General features: G+C 44.7%; 10 protein-coding genes. All 10 read left to right on the plus strand.

What is annotated here, in order from left to right; translation table 11 throughout:
* Positions 1-266: 266 nt before the first annotated feature.
* From B5G16_RS11810 to B5G16_RS11855, 10 genes are read left to right on the plus strand one after another with little or no spacing between them, the layout of a single operon-like run.
* Positions 267-3,518, plus strand: coding sequence for a SusC/RagA family TonB-linked outer membrane protein (locus B5G16_RS11810; protein ID WP_087264118.1), 3,252 nt, complete (start codon positions 267-269; stop codon positions 3,516-3,518).
* Between the two features lie 2 nt (positions 3,519-3,520).
* On the plus strand, positions 3,521-5,077 hold the full coding sequence (locus B5G16_RS11815; protein WP_087264120.1) for a SusD/RagB family nutrient-binding outer membrane lipoprotein: 1,557 nt from the start codon (positions 3,521-3,523) through the stop codon (positions 5,075-5,077).
* A gap of 19 nt (positions 5,078-5,096) precedes the next feature.
* A complete protein-coding gene (locus tag B5G16_RS11820) occupies positions 5,097-7,184 on the plus strand; it encodes a DUF5689 domain-containing protein (RefSeq protein WP_162612069.1) in 2,088 nt (695 codons plus the stop codon).
* Positions 7,185-7,195: 11 nt separating this feature from the next.
* Positions 7,196-9,376, plus strand: coding sequence for a calcineurin-like phosphoesterase C-terminal domain-containing protein (locus B5G16_RS11825; protein ID WP_087264125.1), 2,181 nt, complete (start codon positions 7,196-7,198; stop codon positions 9,374-9,376).
* A gap of 57 nt (positions 9,377-9,433) precedes the next feature.
* Positions 9,434-10,162 (plus strand): FadR/GntR family transcriptional regulator, encoded by a 729-nt coding sequence (locus tag B5G16_RS11830; RefSeq protein ID WP_087264128.1) that lies wholly within the window; start codon positions 9,434-9,436, stop codon positions 10,160-10,162.
* 11 nt (positions 10,163-10,173) lie between these two features.
* Entirely contained in the window at positions 10,174-12,753 is a 2,580-nt protein-coding gene (locus tag B5G16_RS11835; protein ID WP_239406100.1) for a sodium:solute symporter family transporter, read from the plus strand.
* Entirely contained in the window at positions 12,746-13,660 is a 915-nt protein-coding gene (locus B5G16_RS11840; RefSeq protein WP_087264132.1) for a dihydrodipicolinate synthase family protein, read from the plus strand. The genes B5G16_RS11835 and B5G16_RS11840 overlap by 8 nt, the downstream gene beginning before the upstream one ends.
* 9 nt (positions 13,661-13,669) lie before the next feature.
* Positions 13,670-14,824: a sialidase family protein gene (locus B5G16_RS11845; RefSeq protein ID WP_087264134.1), complete on the plus strand. Its 1,155-nt coding sequence runs from the start codon at positions 13,670-13,672 to the stop codon at positions 14,822-14,824.
* A 14-nt stretch (positions 14,825-14,838) separates the two neighbouring features.
* Complete coding sequence (locus B5G16_RS11850; RefSeq protein WP_087264136.1) at positions 14,839-17,250, plus strand: BACON domain-containing protein; 2,412 nt, start codon at positions 14,839-14,841, stop codon at positions 17,248-17,250.
* Between the two features lie 43 nt (positions 17,251-17,293).
* Entirely contained in the window at positions 17,294-18,070 is a 777-nt protein-coding gene (locus B5G16_RS11855) for a S1/P1 nuclease (protein WP_239406101.1), read from the plus strand.
* The last annotated feature ends 851 nt before the right edge of the window (positions 18,071-18,921 follow it).

Below are 18,921 nucleotides of genomic sequence, written 5' to 3' on the forward strand. Positions count from 1 at the left end.
TGTATTAGACTGCAAAGTTGCAAAATCAAGTCCGTTTCATCTCAAGAAAACACGTAATTGACTATATTTCAATAATTTCAAAGAACTATTTATCCACTTTTACGGGACAGTAATGATTACATTCTGTTTGTAATAAAATTATCACACTAAAAATTAGGATTTAAAATTAAAAAGCTCTATATTTGTCATACAAATATGATTAATAAGATTTATTCTGGATTGCCCTTCTGCAAAAAGAAAATCTCTGAACCTAAACAGCATGAGGAATGAAACTAAAACTACTACAACTACTACGAACGGTATTGTTATTAATTGAATGTTTTTGGTTGGTGGATTCGGCCGTTGGACAGGAATATACCATAAGAGGTTTTGTCTTTGATAAAGATGGGAAAACACCTCTAGCTGGAGTAACCGTCATTATCAAAAACGCGACAGTTCGAGGAACCGTAACTGGCACAAACGGTCAATATCAGATTCAAGCTAAAGAAGGAGAAGAGCTGGTTTTTACCTTTTTGGGATATGAATCAGCAATCCGCAAGATTGGTGGAGGTAAAAGTCAAATCGATGTGACGTTGACTCCCAAGTCGGAACAAATTGAGAGCGTTGTGGTGACTGCCTTAGGGATGACTCGGAAACAGAAGGCTTTGGGATATGCTGTATCAAAGGTGGATAACGAAGATCTTACTGCTGCTGTATCGAACAATTGGCTTGATGCTTTGTCGGGAAAAGTTGCCGGTTTGAATTTCGACCATGCTTCGTCCGGTCCCGGAGGGTCGATTCGAGTCACCTTGCGAGGTGAGTCGACCGTGAATATGGACAACAATACAGCTTTGTTTGTAATTGATGGCGTGCCGATGTCGAGTGGTATGACCGCAATGGGTGGAGCTGCCTATAACAATACGGATGCAAGCGTAGATTATGGAAATGGAGCTGCAGACCTCAATCCGGAGGATATTGAATCTGTTTCGGTTCTGAAAGGTCCGGCGGCAACAGCTCTTTACGGATCAAGAGCCGCTAATGGGGCCATTGTCATAACAACCAAGGCTGGCCGGGATACAAAGGGAATAGGTGTAACTTTCAGTTCGAACTTTTCATTCGAGCGAGCTGGATACTGGCCCGATTTTCAAAATGAATATGGACCTGGTAACAACGGAGCGCAAACTTACTCTTTTTACACGGTAAAAGCCGATGATTCAACAACCGGAGAAGCCGCAACACGCACATATAGTCGTTATACTTGGGGACCTCGATACGAAGGCCAGAAATTCTATCAATGGGCCTCGTATGATCCTGCAACCAATATGTATACGCCGCTAGATTTTGTCCCACGAGATTGGTACAAAGGCTTTTTCGATACGGGGGCCACGTATAAGAATTCAGTTGCCATTTCCGGAAACAACGGTAAAGGTGGTTCCATCCGGGTTTCATTTACTGATACCCGTAATTCTTGGATTGTGCCGAATACCGGTTATAAATCGCAGAGTTTTGCGTTGGCTCTCAATCAGAAGCTACGTTTCGTTGAGTTGACGGGAAAGGTCAATTATTATAGAAAGGACAGTGATAACCTGCCGATGATTGGGTACAGTACTTCATCGCCAACCTATACGTTGCTTTGGAGTCGTAATAATCTTGATATTCACTGGTATGAACAGGAGTATCGTCAGGGAAAGGATCTTTATCCACAAGCCCTTAACAATCTGGCTGACAATCCCTATGCACAGGCCTACGAACAACTCAATACAATGGATCGGGATCGCGTCTACGGAAATGTGAGTGCTACATTCGGATTGTACGAAGGCCTTAAACTGATGCTCCGTTCGGGGTTGGATATGAACCGGGAATTCCGAACTCGACGCAAACCGTTCGGTACGCTGTCGAATCTCAATGGATATTACCGACAACAGAATGTTGAAAATACGGAATTGAACAACGATTTTCTGCTGACTTATGACCGTGGGTTCGGACAATTGCATGTTAATGCCAGTTTGGGTGGTAACAGCATGTATCAAGAAACTCGGGTAATGACTGCGACAGCTGATGAATTGTTGACTGAAGGGGTGTACAATTTGTCCAATGCAAAATCAGGTGTCATCACCAAAAGTCAACATTCCCGCAAAATGGTCAACAGCCTCTATGGCCTTATCCAATTAAGTTATGCTGATTGCCTGTTTCTCGACATCACGGGACGGAATGACTGGTCGAGTGCTTTGGCGCCAGGGCATTGGTCGTATTTTTATCCGTCGATCAGTGCTAGTTGGATACTGACCGATACCAAAGTTTTAGGAATCCGTGACCATATGCCATGGATCACCTTCCTCAAAATCCGAGCTTCGTGGGCCAATGTCGGAAATGATACCCAACCGTTTGTCATTAACAATTACTATGCATCGACTGATTTCTCAAGCGGATATTTTTTACCGACGACTTGGGCATTATACAATATGAAACCCGAAAATGTTGAAAGTTGGGAATTCGGACTCGAAGCTAAATTTTTGCAAAATCGAATCACCTTTGACGCTGCTTTTTATAACAATACGACTACAGACCAGATCATCGACACTCCTGTGGATTATAGTACGGGTGTTAATTCGAAATACATCAATGCCGGAAAGATTCGCAATCGGGGTGTAGAGTTATCCTCTCGTCTACAACCCATCCGCATTCGGGATTTCAACTGGGATGTTAATCTTACTTGGTCGAAAAACTGGAATAAAGTGATCAGCCTGGCTCCGGGAGTCGATTCTTGGGTAATTTCATCGGGTGCACGTGGTCAGGTTATAGCGACTCCAGGCGGAACCCTCGGCGATTTGTACGGATATGGATATGAAAAGGCGCCGGAAGGATCCTATATCCTCAATATCGATGGTTCCAAGATTGACGTTTCTGGACAAACAATCGTTGATGAACATGGATATCCCGTGTTGTCTACGGATAATCTGGTCAAAATGGGAAATGTTCAACCGGATTGGAGAGCAGGTCTCTCTACCTCTTTAAAATACAAGGGAATCCGGTTAAGCGCAACTTTTGCTGCGCAATGGGGTGGCATGGCCTACTCCCTAACTCATGCCCAATTGTCCCGTCAGGGAAAGCTGACCAACACACTTTATGGCCGCTATGGAGGTGTATTGCATGAAGGCGTCAACATTCGGGGACTGGATGCTCAAGGACATATGGTCTGCACACCCAATACGACAATTACGGAAAATGTCGTCACTTACTATTTGGATCGGGTTTATTCGTTGAACAATGTAGAGACCAGTACATTCGACACTTCGTATCTCAAATTGCGCGAAGTCCGGATCGAATGGATGTTGCCTAAAAAATGGATAACTCGTAGTCGAGTTTTACAAGGGGCTTCTGTTGCCATTTTCGGAACCAATTTGTTCTGTTGGACCAACTGGCCTTTTTACGATCCGGAAGTCGGTACACTCAACGGCGCCAGCATTACCCGCGGATTTGAAACAGCTTCCTATCCGATGACCCGGACCTATGGTTTCAACCTTAAACTATCGTTTTAACCATGAAAAAGATTTTGACGCATATAGTCACGATGGTTTTGTGTATTGCATCGTGGAACTTGAATTCTTGTACTGGAAACTTTGAGGAGTATAACACCAATGACGAGACTCCCGAATATGGAAGTATCGATCCCTGTACACTTCTCGAACAACTTATCTCGACCGGAGCCTACTACATTTACGAACGATCATGGAGAGTCAATAACGAACTGATGCAATATACTGTCGATTGCAGCAGCAGTTCACGCATGCAACGCTATATCTTTCAGGCTTCGGATTTCAATACGCCATGGGATCGCTTCCAACGTTATGCTGCCAATGCTAACCACATGATTCAATTGGCCGAGAAATACAAAGACAACAATGCCAAGGCAATGGCTATGACGTTGAAAACCATATTTGTGTCACTCTTAGCTGATCTTTACGGTGATATACCCTATAAAGAGGCCTATCGGATTGAAGAAAATATCACACAACCGGCTATAGATCCTCAATCAGAGGTGTATCCGGCATTGATTGATTTGCTTTTGGAAGCTAACAGCCTTTATGATACTCGGACAAACAGTAATGGGAATTATGAGAGCCCGTTGACGGTCCCTACCAAAGATCTTCTCTATGGTGGAGATATTGCCGCCTGGCAGAAATTAACCAACTCGCTATGCCTGCGTCTGTGCCTGCGTCTGAGCAATCGACCGGAAATCGGCACAGCTTCGATCATGCAGGAGATCGTCTCGAATCCGGGCAAATATCCGATTTTTACCTCCGTGAATGACGATGCCAAGGTTTGTTATACGGGAGTAGCTCCTTTCAAAAATGATTTCGGGGATATGACCGACGCTACATTTACGACATCGTCCCGAAAATGCGCAGCTTTTTTTATCGACCAACTTCACACGACATCTGATCCCCGTATGTCGCAATGGGTTACCATAACCTCTTCGGAAGATGTGCATGGGGTTATCAGTGGAGTCACACAACCGGACGGGACAGGTGCTTGTATAATGAATGTCTCCGTTCTGAAGCAATATACGACACCGGTTTGGTTCATGACCTCTTCGGAAGTCTATTTCATTCTCAGCGAAGCTGCACACAATGGAATGATTACTGGCGGGGACGAAATGGCTCGGCAATATTATGAACAAGCCGTAGGTTGCTCCATTCGGCAATGGTTACCCTCGATATCGGAGGCCAACATCGACAGGTTTTTACATGCTGCTGGATCCAAGGTCGCCTATGATGGAACTCTGGAGCAGATCATTCTGCAAAAATGGGTTTCACTCTTCATGCAAGGTTTCGAGTCTTGGTGCGATTATCGCAGAACGGGGTATCCCAATTTGCCCATCGGCCCCGATTGCGACAATGAAGGGGTTCTACCCACACGTTTGGGGTATGGACAGTTGCTGATCAGCACGAACCATGCAAATTATCAGGAACAGATTGCTCGCATGAAAGCTACCTATCCGGTGGTCGGGAAAGGCACTTTGGGAGGTGATAATATGCTGACTCCAGTCTGGTGGAGCTTGCGAGCCGTAGAAATGGAGAGAAGCACAATGAATTGAAAAAAGTAAAATTACAATTATGTTACGCCGAATTTACACAATACATATTTTGTTTTGGGCATGTTTCCTGACTGTTGGATGCACGAATGATGAAACGTCCGAAAAAAAAGTCATGACATTCCTCAATGACGATAATCTGTTCGAATGTTCGGCAGAAGGTGGAGTCAAGGAAATTTCTTTTTTCTCCCGAGCCGGGCATTGGGAGATTGAAGCTGATGAGACTTCTGCCTCCTGGATAGACATTTGGCCGTCGTATGGCGATGACAATGGGCGGACGACGCTTACAGTCAAGGCAATCGACGATGCCTATGGCCGGGAATCTACTCTGAACATCGTTACGGCGAACGGAATTGTGGGGCAGATCTTTGTCAAGCAACTCGGTTTGGCTCCCTATATTCAGACCGATCTTAGCTCGCCGAAACTCCGGGTCGATATTGTCGGGACTCCAATCACCATCGCTATTACGAGTAACGTGAAATGGGAAGCCACTATTGACGAAGGCAAAGAGTGGATATCGTTGGGTGAAACGACAAGTTCTTCGCAACAGTTTCTTTTTGCGGATAATACGAACTGTCCCAAACGATCCGGCTTGATTAGTTTTCGGATGATTGGTGGTGATTACTCCATTTCTATTCCTGTTGAGCAGATGGATGGTAATACCATATTCGAAAACGCTGAATTGATAACAATCTCTCGGTTGTTGGATGAAGTGCAACTCACGGATAATCGTTATGAAGTCGAGGCCAATTATGCTATCGAAGGTTGGATTACCAGTGATTTCGAACATCAAAATCTTCCGGATAGCGTCTTGTATGTCCAAGATGCTAGCGGACGAGGATTGAAGTTTATTCTGAAAAATAAATCGGAGTTTTTGACTCCATCTTCGGAACAAACGGGGTGGTATGCTCAAAATCGGAAGATCGCCATTCATATGATCGGCGCCGAATTCCAGAAAGACTCCGAAGGAAATCTCTGTGTTGTGGATTTTACGGCATCGTCTGTTAAGAGCAGTTTGGAAGAACAACCCAATGCGCCGCTATCCGTAGAACTTACAGATCTGACCGAATTGTCTCAATATGACAATACGCTTGTCCGTATCGATCCGGTAGAGTTTGTCACTCCTTACGGAGGATATGCTCCTTTCTACGAAGGAGCCGGCAACAGTGAAGAAAGCACTGAATCGGAATGGATAAAGAACGTCAAAGAGGGATATCGTGCGATATTCCCCTATCATACCCTGGCTATACATTTGGTTCGGGACAGAAAGGGCAATGTCGCAAAACTGTACTTTCAACGCTCCTTCACTCAAATGTACGCCAGAAATCTTCCTTCGGGTGCCGGTTCTTTGACTGCGCTCGCAAGCAAGTTCCGTGGAGAGACGATCCTGCAAATTAGAAATCTGGAAGACGATACATTGTCTGACGATACTGCTACGCGTTTCTCCAATGCTCTTTTGCAAGCCGGACCCTGGCTTTCTTCGGACCCCGTTCCTGCATTTGTCGTTGGCAATAGCGGTGAAGATAAGAGTTCAATTGTCTTTTCAGTTTATGACGATTCGAACAATTTTGATGTCTATCCTTCCAGTTCAGGGGCCGTTGCCTCCTATTGGCTACCTACGGTTGTCCGCAGGCAACACGATATCCCTTATGCACAAGAAGCGGAACATTACTACAGTCTTAACGCCAAACTTTGGTGGAATGTTACCACCCATCATTCGTTGGTCGCCAACAACGATGATGTCGGGGAAGCATTCGTTCTTCGGACCAATACATTGCGTAATGCTACTGGGGATCTGTTCCTTTATCTCACGGGAACCGGCTCCAAAGGAGGACCGGGCACGATGAAGGTGCAATGGAGCGATTCCACGGAAGAAGATTTGACAAAAGTGAAATTTGAAGATATTGGTACCTATGAGGTCCCCTGCATAGACTTTACGCCTTTCTTGTATCCTTACAGTTTCCGATTGCCGGATGCCATGAAGGGTAAAACACAGGTAACGATCCTGGTTAGGTGCGCCAATGAATACAATGCACGTCATGATGGGGCTCTGATCACACCTGCCGGGACATCTCGGATTGGGCACATCGGAATTGTGGAAATCAATTAATCAAAAAGAAGATGGCACGCAGATCTCATAAAATATTCGTGTTTGTTCTGCTTGTTTTGAACTGTATATGGTACTTATCCTGTTCAGAATCGACAGAATCGCCCGAGGCAAAACCTCGCGAAAAACATTTTGTCATTGCGTTGGTTGATGAACAATATGATTTGGCCTATGAAGGCGATATGATCCTTCGCATCTTGAAATTCACTGCCGGCGATCAGATTGTTTTCACCTCGGGAGAGCAAAGTGAATCTACTATACGAATTCCCGTAACATGTAAGAAAGTGACACAAACTGAAATTATATTGAGCATACCGCGGGAAATTACCTCGGGGCGATGGAGTATCTGGTGTCAGCGAGGCGAAGAGTTCCAATATTTGGGAACAACGACACTTCACGTGGATATATTCAGGTTGGTTCATAATGTAAACCTTGATGCACAATATGAGGTAGACAAGGGTGATTTACTGACGATCTACGGAGAAGGTTTCGCTTCCACAGACCAAATCCGGTTCATTTCCATGGGTCAAAAGGAGTATGATGCCGAAACAATCTGTTTTGACGAACGGAGTCTCACGGTTCAGTTACCTCTCTCTCTCGAATCGGGGATTTGGGAACTATGGCTCAAGCGTGGAGTGGAGGAACAACCGTTGGGCAAAACGGAATTCCGCGTCTCAACATTTGATCGTATCGATGTGTCGACACTGCCGGAGGGAACAAATCTTTATGGACGGGTTTACTGTGGAGACAAGGCTTTGGAGAATGTTGTTGTATCCGATGGGTTGCAGGTCGTAAAAACCGACGCACGAGGAGTTTGGTCCATGATCTCGGATTTGGAATCGGATTTGGTATTTGTCTCTTTGCCACAGGGATATGAATCTAATACAGAAGAAGCAATACCTCAATTCTATCACTTGTTTGAACAAGGACGCCGTCGGTATGATTTTTCTTTGGCAAAATGCGATAACCACGCATATGTCTTGATGGCCGTTGCCGATATTCAGATTGATAACAACAGCCGACTGATGGTACCTCAATCATCTCTGATGAGTTGCCAACAGCGATTCATCCCCGACTTTCAAAAGACGCTGAACGAACTTGGCGCAAAAAAGATTTATGCCATATCTCTGGGTGATATGCTCTTTGACAAACACATGTACCAGCATCAATTCGGATTCGACGAGTATCGTACGATGATTAGCTGTTTTGGAATCCCGTTTTTCCATGTAATTGGCAATCATGACTATGATCCCTACATAACCGGTGATCATGCGACCAAATCGACCTTCCGACAACACCTTGGTCCCACCTACTACTCAGTTAATCTGGGAGAAATTCATTGTATCGCATTGGATAATTTCCGGATCGACAACAACGGAGCAGCCGAGGGAATTTTCGGGAACGGATTTTACGAGACTGAATTGTCTGAACGTCAGTTGCAGTGGCTTAAAGCAGACCTGGCCACCATCGAGGATAAAACAACGCCACTGATGATTTGGATGCATGCGCCACTCACAGCATGTCGACAACTCACTCCGGCATTAAATCCGGCCTTTGAAAATGCCCAAGAACTTGTCGATTGCATCCGCGACTTTACCAACGTTCTGATTTTATCAGGACATTGGCACAACAATCACACCGGCATATGCCCCGGTTACAGTCAAATCCAAGAACATAATCTGGGAGCCGTCAGCGGAGCGCTATGGTATAACGTCAAAGGATTCAATGGAAGTTTGGAATACGGAGCCGGAACAGACGGATCTCCTATGGGTTACGGCATTTACGAGATTGACGGCCGCAAGATTCGTTGGAGATATAAAGCCTGCGATCTCGATAAAAACCGCGTATTCACGGCCTATGACATGAATAAATTGGATCCAACTTGGAAAGACAAAAATATCCAAAATGAGATTCTGGTTAATGTCTGGGGCGGATGGGATTCTCAATGGAAGGTCGAAATTTTTGAAGATAGTTTGCCGTTGACCGTCAAACAAGAGATGCGTAAAGATCCGAACTACTTGCAATATGTGAAGAGAGTATATATCCCTTCCGGAGATGACCTGTCGAAAAGTGCGGCAAATGCACAATCAACACCACACATGTTCTCGGCCGTAACGAATAATGAAACTTCGGCAGTTTCGATTCAGGTCACCGATCGTTTCGGAGAAATATACACGCAACAATTACGTCCGTAATTTGGGGACTGTCAAATAAATTTGTAAATTTGTCAGACAAATAAAACCCCAAAGGACATGCTCGATACATTGAAAATCAACAAACCTCACACGACGCTTGTCGATCAAGTAGAGGAAAGTCTTATCAACTATTTCAAAGAACAGGGTTTACGCCCAGGTTCCAGCATCCCGCCTGAAACGGAACTGGCCAGTGCACTTGGAGTTGCGCGTACGGTTTTGCGTGAGGCATTGAGCCGATTCAAAATGACTGGTATGATCGAATCTAGGACCAAACGGGGAATGATTCTCGCCGAACCCTCCATACTCGGGGGAATGCAGCGCTGTGTCAATCCATTGTTGATGAATAAAGAGACGTTGCTGAACATCCTCGAATTTCGTATTGCGTTGGAAATTGGTATCAGCGGTTATATTTTCGCTAACATTACGTCTGAGGATATTACGGAATTGGAACAGATTGTAGAAATGGGAGAAAATATAGGCATCAATACATACACTCCCATGAGTGAGGTCCATTTCCATTCGAAGTTGTACGAAATTACCGGGAATGAGATCATTGCTGAATTTCAGAAGGTCATCCATCCGGTTATGGTTTTTGTCAAAGACAATTTTCACGACTTTTTTGAGCCCATCGAAAAAGAGTTGTCGGCAAGCGGGAAGCTCGTTACCCATAAACACCTTCTGGAATACATCCAACGGGGGGATGAGGATGGCTATCGCAAAGCTATTGCCGATCATTTGCAACTCTACACCATATATTTGAATAAGAATCGGAAACCTCGAAAATAAACCCTTCTATCGTGCTGAAACGAACTCATTTGTTGTTTTTTGTTGTGGTGTCGTTGTATTTTGCGATACTTCCTGCTTTCGGAAAAACAATCAGGACTCCACTGACCCAAACAGACGCTATTGTTTGGGACGACTCGCTTTGTTTACCGGGGCCAAACGACACCACGTCTCATGATGGTCTTGCCGGTGCTTTTGTCGGGCGAAATCATGGACATACGATCCTTGCAGGCGGAGCTAATTTCCCGAATTGCACACTGGAGAATCGTGGTGACAAATGTTGGTACAGAGATGTCTATGTCTATGATGGGGCTCAATGGCAGATTTTTCGCAACGTGTTGCCGCAAGCCGTGGCATACGGCGTATCAATAACTCTGCCGGAAGGCATTCTCTGCATTGGAGGGTGCAATGCCTCCCAATGTTTGAGTGAAGTCTATTTGCTTTCGCTCGAAAAGGGGCAACCTGTTCTTCAGCCATGGCCGGAGTTACCCGTTCCTTTGGCCAATGCAGCCGGATGCCTAGTTGATGGACACATATATGTGGCCGGAGGAAACGAGAAGATGGATCGGCCAAAAGCGACGAATTTGTTTTTCTCGCTTGATACGGCACATCCTGAAGCAGGATGGAGCGCTTTGCCCAGTTGGCCGGGGGCTGCTCGTGGATATGCCATAGCAGTGGGCCAAAGTAATGGTCAAGATAACTGTTTCTACCTGTTTGCGGGACGCGACTATGACAGCCAGGATGAAGTCACTTGGAAGATTCTTCAAGACGGGTTCTGCTACAATCCACGGCTTGGCCAATGGACCTCGCTTGGAGATGGTTTCCCTGTTATGGCAGGTTCGGCTGTCGCTCTCGGTACTAACCACATCCTTTTTCTTGGAGGTAAATCATCCGATAAGACGACTTCTAACAATGCTCTGCGCCTTTATCATACTGTTACGAAAACAATCGTCGAAACAGATATCGAGAAAGGCCAACTTCTCTTGCCGGTTACGACGACCGCAATATTTGACGGAGCAGAAATCACAATTGCCAGCGGTGAAACAGCCCCAGGATTACGGACTCCGGTTATCCTCCGCGGAAAGGTGGAAAATACTCTTCATCGAATGAGTTGGCTTGACATGCTGGTTATTACACTCTATTTTCTCTCTTTGGCATGGATCGGATGGTATTTTTCCCGAAAACAGAAATCGACAGGAGATTATTTCAAAGGAGGTGGTCGCATTCCTTGGTTCGTTGTGGGATTAAGTATCTTTGGAACCAGTTTGTCTGCCATTACGTTCATGGCTATTCCGGCCAAAGCTTATGCTACAGATTGGAGTTACCTGTTGTTCAATGCCGGAATTATCCTTGTAGTACCGCTTATTGTCGGAATATTCATTCCTTTTTTTCGTCAGTTGAACGTAACTACTGCTTATGAATATCTGGAACTACGTTTCAATTCGTTGATTCGAATTATTTGCAGTATTGCATTCATCCTTTTTCAAATGGGGCGTATGGCCGTAGTGCTATTATTGCCTTCAATAGCCCTGAATGTCGTTACGGGATTCGATATTTTCCTGTGTATCGGCTTGATGGGAGTTTTGAGTCTGGCTTATACCCTCATGGGTGGTATCGAAGCTGTTGTCTGGACTGAAGCATTGCAGGTCGTGGTTTTGCTGGGGGCGGCTATTGCTGTCGGATGTTCCATCGCCTCCCAATTGCCAGATGGTTTCGGAACGATTCTCTGCGCAGCAGCCGCGGCAGAAAAATTCAGCCTAGGACAAACATTTTTTGATCTGCGACAACCGACAATATGGACAGTCCTGATTGCGACAGTCTTCACAAACATAACGACCTATGGAACGGATCAGACCATCGTACAACGATATCTGACTACAAATACTGAACATGCAGCCAGAAAAGGAGTTTATACCAATGCTGTATTGACTATACCGGCCAGTCTGCTTTTCTTCTTCCTCGGAACTGCTCTTTGGGTATTCTACAAATACCATCCCAGCGAGTTGAGTGTGTCGATCACGGACTCTGATGCCATTCTTCCCTGGTATATGAGTACGGCGCTACCTCGCGGTATATTGGGTCTGGTGATTGCTGGCCTGTTTGCCGCTGCGATGTCGACATTAAGCAGTAGCATGAATTCCGCTGCCACGGCTTTCATTACGGACATCTATCGAAAAGTGGATTGTCGGAAAAATGACAGACAATTGTTAGGTATTGCTCGTTGGGCTACATTCCTGCTGGGTATGATCGGAATTCTGTTTGCTTTTGTTATGGCTTCCTGGGATGTCAAATCCCTATGGGACGAGTTCTCAAAAATCCTGGGTATTCTTTTAGGTGGACTCGGAGGTTTGTTTCTCTTGGGGCTAATCACACGGAGAGCTAATGCAATCGGTGCATTCTGTGGAATCTTTGGGAGCATCATTGTGCAATTGCTCGTTACAAAATTTCAATGGGTCAATTTGTTGCTTTATTCGACAACCGGATTTATCGCCTGCTTCGTCATTGGGTATGTCGTTAGTTTACTCACCGGTGGAAGCTCTCATACGGATCATCTAACTATTTATAAAACCAAAAATAGATCAAGAAATGTTTAACTCCAAAAAACTGGAAGGACTGATAGCGGCTCCTTTCACCCCGATGCGAGACGATACAACGATCGACACCTCTGTTATAGTTTCGTATGCCGACTATCTCATGGAAACAGGGGTTACTGGAGTCTTTATTTGCGGTACGACCGGTGAATCGGCCTCTTTGACAACCGAAGAACGAAAAAGGATTGCAGAAGCTTGGGTAAAGAGTTCCTCTGGACGTTTGAAAGTGATCGTGCATGTCGGTTCGAATTGTGCTGCGGAAGCGATCACCCTCGCACGACATGCTGAACAAATTGGCGCTGATGCTATTGGAGCCATGGCTCCTTATTTTTTCAAGCCTCAGACTGTCGCGGAGTTGGTGGATTGGTTTACACCAATTGCCAACAGCACATCTTTGCCATTTTACTACTACAATATGCCCTCCATGTCTGGCGTATCATTGCCTGTTGCCGACTTCCTTGCTGCTGGCAAGAAAAAGATGCCGACTTTGGTAGGCGTAAAATTCACGCATAACAACCTGATGGAAATGTCAGAATGTCTAATGCTTGAAAATAGTCGTTACGAGGTGCTCCATGGCTATGATGAGATTCTGCTTTGTGGTTTGTCGTTAGGGGTGAAAGCTGCTGTTGGTAGCACCTATAATTATGCAGCCAGAGTCTATAACCGATTGCTTGCGGCATTCCATTCCGCAGATCTCAAGACCGCAGCCGCTTTGCAACTATATTCGGTCAAAATCGTCGAGATTATTATCAAATACGGTGGAGGAGTCCGTGGCGGCAAAGCGATTATGAATCTGATTGGTATTGATTGTGGCCCATGCCGCCTTCCGTTGCGGCCTTTTTCGGCCACTGAATATGATGCTCTTAAAAGAGACCTAGAATCTATCGATTTTTTCAATCATATAAAATAAGCCCACAATATGAGGCCTCTGCTTTTGCTGTTTATCTGCCTGATGGGAATTTCGATTGACGTGCGGGCTCAGGATTTGCCAACATCAGTCGTATATCAAAGAGGAAATTACGGTTATGCATGTTTTCGTATCCCGGCTTTGCTTCGCGCCGCTGACAATAGTCTGCTTGCTTTTGCCGAAGCTCGTGTAAACGGAACTTCGGATCATGGGAATATTGATTTGGTTGTTCGTCGTTCGGCGGACAACGGGAATACATGGGGTGACATGACGGTTGTTTGGAGTGATTCCGGCAATACTTGCGGCAACGCCACACCGGTACTGATTCCTCAAACAGGGCGGATTATCCTGTTGGCCTGCTGGAACCGAGGAGATGACATCGAAGCGGACATCGAAAGCGGACAGTCACAAGATACCAGACGGGTATTCTCGATGTATTCCGATGATCATGGTCAAACATGGAGTGTGCCTCAGGAAATTACGGAAAGTGTAAAACAGCCGGATTGGACTTGGTACGCAACAGGACCATGTCATGCGATTCGGAAACTTAAATCGCCTCACAAAGGGCGACTCATCATTCCGGCCAACCATAAATATCGGGATGAATCCGGCAGAATTATCTCACGATCTCATCTGCTGTATTCCGATGACGATGGGTTGACTTGGAAAATCGGAGCCATTTCGCAGGTTGGCGGTAATGAAAGTTCAATTGTTGAGCTTCCGAATGGAAACCTGATGCTCAATATGCGGCATACAGACTCTGAAGATTTGTACCGTCTTTGCGCTTTGAGTCGTGATGGAGGTGAAACGTGGATTTATACTTGGGAGGAAACTCAACTAATCGAGCCTCGATGCCAGGGGGTACTGTTAAATTATAAAGATCGGAAGGGTCGACTCACCCGCAATATCTTGTTCTCTAATCCACGGTCTCTCCGTCGTGAGAATCTCTCCATTGGAATCAGTCAAGATAATGGATATTCGTGGCCCCGCTTCATAACTGTATGGAAAGGACGCGCAGCCTATTCTGACATGGTTAATCTCCCTGACGGGGCTATTGGAGTCCTGTTCGAAAACGGCATAGCTGGTGGCAAGGAAAATCTGTACCATCGAATCTCTTTCACAATTGTACCCGCGTCACGTCTCTTCGATATAACTCGGAAACCTTAAAACTTAAATTGATTATGAAACGGCTCCTCATTCTCTTGCAAATCGTTGCGCTGATTGCCTGTACTAAAGATAAAACAGCGAATATGGAATCTCCCTGCATCGGAGACATTCAGTTTGCTGCGGCAATCGACCCTCCTACAAACGAAAGCCGAGTGATTGAAAACGGAGGAAATCCCATATGGAATGCGGGAGATCAGATTGGAATCACCGCTCTGATTGACGGTACTCCTTATATCGAGAATATTCCCTATATGCTGGAGGAAACCTCATCATTCAGCATATTGACTCCAGGTGAAACCTCGATCCGATGGAATGAGTCTGTTGTGGGGTTACGCACGTTTCTTGCCTATTATCCATATGAGACGACCAATATTGGAGGAGCTCTTAATCGAGCAATAGTCCATTTTAACATTCCTGCTCAGCAACAAATCGTTGCAGGGACAAACTTAACACAGCCATTTCTCCTCGGAGAAGCCGAAACTTCAGCATCCCAGCAAAAGCCCGTAGCATTACGATTCAAGTATTTTTCATCGATACTAGAATTGCAATTCGAGCCATTCAAAGAGACGTCTATCAAGACCATTGAAATCGGCCCGGCCGAAAATTCCACGCTGAATGGATGGCTGGCAGCAAAGGGATCAATCGACAACTTCGGAGTGATTGCCCTCTCCGAGCAAAGCGACCGCATAACTATCGAATGTGATGATTTTAATCTGGACAAAGTCCGGAATATCCGCATTCCCATTGGCCATTTTACAACGGATGAATCTGGACTTCTGATCAAGATTACAACTGATGATAACCGGATTTTCCGAGAAAATCTTTTCGTCGGGAGTCTGTTCTCTTCTTATGAGACCGACGATTCCGGGCAATTCTTGGCCGCTAAACATATTACACACACTATGAAAATGGAGGTCATCTCTGATGAAACGGATCAGATCTATTTCGAAGATAATTTCGATTGGATCACTTCATCTGATCGTTGGAGCAATTTTACTGGCGGTGGTTGGCCTACCGTTAGTGCGGAGACCTCGGTCACGGGGAAAAGTAATGGATTCTCACTTGATTTGCTTGAAGATTTCTCCCGTATTGGATATAGTGTTTCTTCTAATTATCGGACTTGTGTTCAGGCTCGTTATGAAGGATATGTCTGCCTAGGTATATCTTCCAAGCGCGCTGCTCTGACAACTCCCAAGCTCAACGAAATTGGGACTGAACCGACCGACTTGCTTGTGTCATTTTATGGAGCATCGTATGCTTCGGCAACTATGACTCCTGACACACAACCTTTTGTTCTCGCGGTTGATGGTCCCGGAACCATTGACGATACCGGTTCAAAAAATATAGAAATATCCATAACAAATTGCTTTCGATGGAAGAAATACTGGATTATCGTCAAAGGAGCTACAGATCAGACGCGAATCGTATTCGGAAAAGATGAAGCGTTGCCAAATGCACGTATTCTGATCGACAATATTCTGATTGGCAAGGCTCTAAAAGGAGCCATTGCTGGATCTAGAGACATACAGACAACCATAGAGCCCGAAATCTGGCTATTGAACGGAGACAATGCGGCAATCGAAAATCTTGAAGGAGCAGAAACTTCACTCATAGTCCAAGCTACAACCTCATGGTCCGCCGTTTGTGACGTGGACTGGTTGACATTCACTCCAACGAATGAAGGCCTCGGGACTGGAATAGCATACAAACTTGTCTTCCATGCCTTATCTCAAAATACCTCGGAGGCTTCCCGTAAAGCGACGATCATCATCTCCGCCGCAGATCAGGTTTCAAAAACAATCACTATCGTACAAGACAACCAGATTCCCGAGACTGTTTTTTTAGAGGATGATTTCGACTGGACAATAGGAGATGGTACCAACGGAGGCATCTTAAATGGGCCCCTAACAAACGCCACGACAATCGGGACAAACGGGACCAAATATACCTCATGGAACGAATCCTACAAACAACACGGATGGACATCCGAAAGCGGATATCTGTATGCCAAGAACGGTATTCTCGGATTCGGTACGACCTCGGCCGTGGGTGATATGGTTTCGCCCTTCTTGGAAGAGATAGGCCCATCAGCAACCGATATTCTCGTCGAATATGACATTCTGGAATATAAGAATGCCAAAGAAACGGGCAAATCAATATTTGCCATTCTAGGCGATGGACGAATCGTATCGATCGAAGGCAACTATACCGGTATTTCCACAGACTCCTATACGGGTATTTCGACCGATGGTAAACAGTGTAACTATTATTGTGGTGATTACGGTGACTGGTCCAATGGAGCTCAATGGCATCACATTATTATCCGGATTGAAGAAGCAACCTCTCAAACCAGAATCAAATTGTTAGGTGACGGAGGTTATAGCCGATTCTGGATCGATAATCTAAAAATTAAGCCCTGTGACTGAATGTAAATTTGCAGAAACTCATTTCATTACAAATCCTGTATCTATGAAAAAGTTTTTTCATTTACTGATTATCTCCATTGTGGTCATGAACTCCCCAGTTTTTGGATGGGGACGGTCTGGACATGATGCGATAGCCTATATAGCAGAATGCCATCTAACATCCAAAGCGAAGAGACAAATTGAGCACTATTTGGATCGACGATCAATTGTGTACTATGCGTCCTGGATGGACCGGGTCCGTACTACAAAAAACTATAAACAAACATCACAATGGCATGGCAACAGCGTAGATGAACTGGGATATTACCAGCCAGATACAGTGCGAGGAGATGCCATATATGGGATCAACCGGGCAATTGAGATGCTTAAAGATCTACATCACAGTAGTGACTCAACTATTCGTACGGCAATCTTCTATTTAGTGCATTTGGTTGGAGACATGCATTGTCCTTCCCACATTCGATTCCCATGGTATAAAAGTTTCAAATTCGAAATTAATGGACATAAATGCTCCTTTCACAGTTTTTGGGATACTGATGTTTTGGAATTGAGCCATCGCTGGGGATACGAAGATTATCAATATCAATTGGATCGGTATTCAAAGAAGGAAATTGCACAAATTGCTTTGGGTAGTCCATCGGAGTGGTTGCATGATAGCGCTCAAGCTTGCAGGGTACTTTGTGACCGGATTTCAGAGAATGATAGACTTGATAAATCTCAAACTAACGCATTTTTGTTGGAAGCCCAGCAATTGGCCGAGGAACAAATTCTTAAAGCTGGATATCGTTTGGCTCGTATTCTAAATGATTTGTTCGATTGACGTTAATTAGGTGATCTTATTTTTTCTTGAAGGGTATGGCTAAACAATTTTAAATTAGAAAATAGACAAAGCTTTGCTTAAAATGGTATTGCGGAAGCATATCGTGAAGCTCACGCACCGATGACATTTTCAACCTTTTCACTCTGTTGTCATATACGTAAACCAATTTCCATATGCTCCCGTTCATGTAACTAATCGAGCAACTTTTCCCTAGTGTTTCCCATGGACTTGTTGAAGATCACTAGTACCACGTGATACTTGTCTTCTCATGTATTCGCGAGATGCTCCCTAGTGTTAGTGTTTGAAATACCTCGCGGCTTGTTATTGTGTGAGATCTTTCGTGTAAATTGTCCTGCCAAGCCAAGACGTTTGCATTCATCCACCTGATTGCAGAAAGCTCGGATGAAAGATCTTGTAGCGGTCGCGTGGAAAAACGGCGGAATACATCCATGGTCATAACTGTGATCCGAATGCAATCAGTTGCATTTGTCCTTTGTTCCGAAATATTTCCGTAGATATTACCGTCATACCGAGAGTATTGTACTCCCTTTAACAACTTTAGGAACTCATTTTTTTCATATCTAATAACTTGGGAAGTCGTTTTTTTGTCAAGTTCATAAGTTTTCTCATTTGGGAGATTTGTTTTCAGTTACATGATGCAAATCAAAAACATTGATAGAATTTTGTATTCTGCTTCAAACTCGCAGCGAGAATAACTTTTTCAAAACAGGAGTTTGATACTGTTCCCAAAAGTGTGTCTGGAGAAGGATAAATAAAAAAGTCTACAGATTTTTTAGATTTGTATAGGGAATCAACAAAAAACTAAAAAAGAGTAGACTTATGGTGTTGAC

It is taken from the genome of Alistipes sp. An66, assembly GCF_002161445.1.
GTDB classification, from domain to species: domain Bacteria; phylum Bacteroidota; class Bacteroidia; order Bacteroidales; family Rikenellaceae; genus Alistipes; species Alistipes cottocaccae.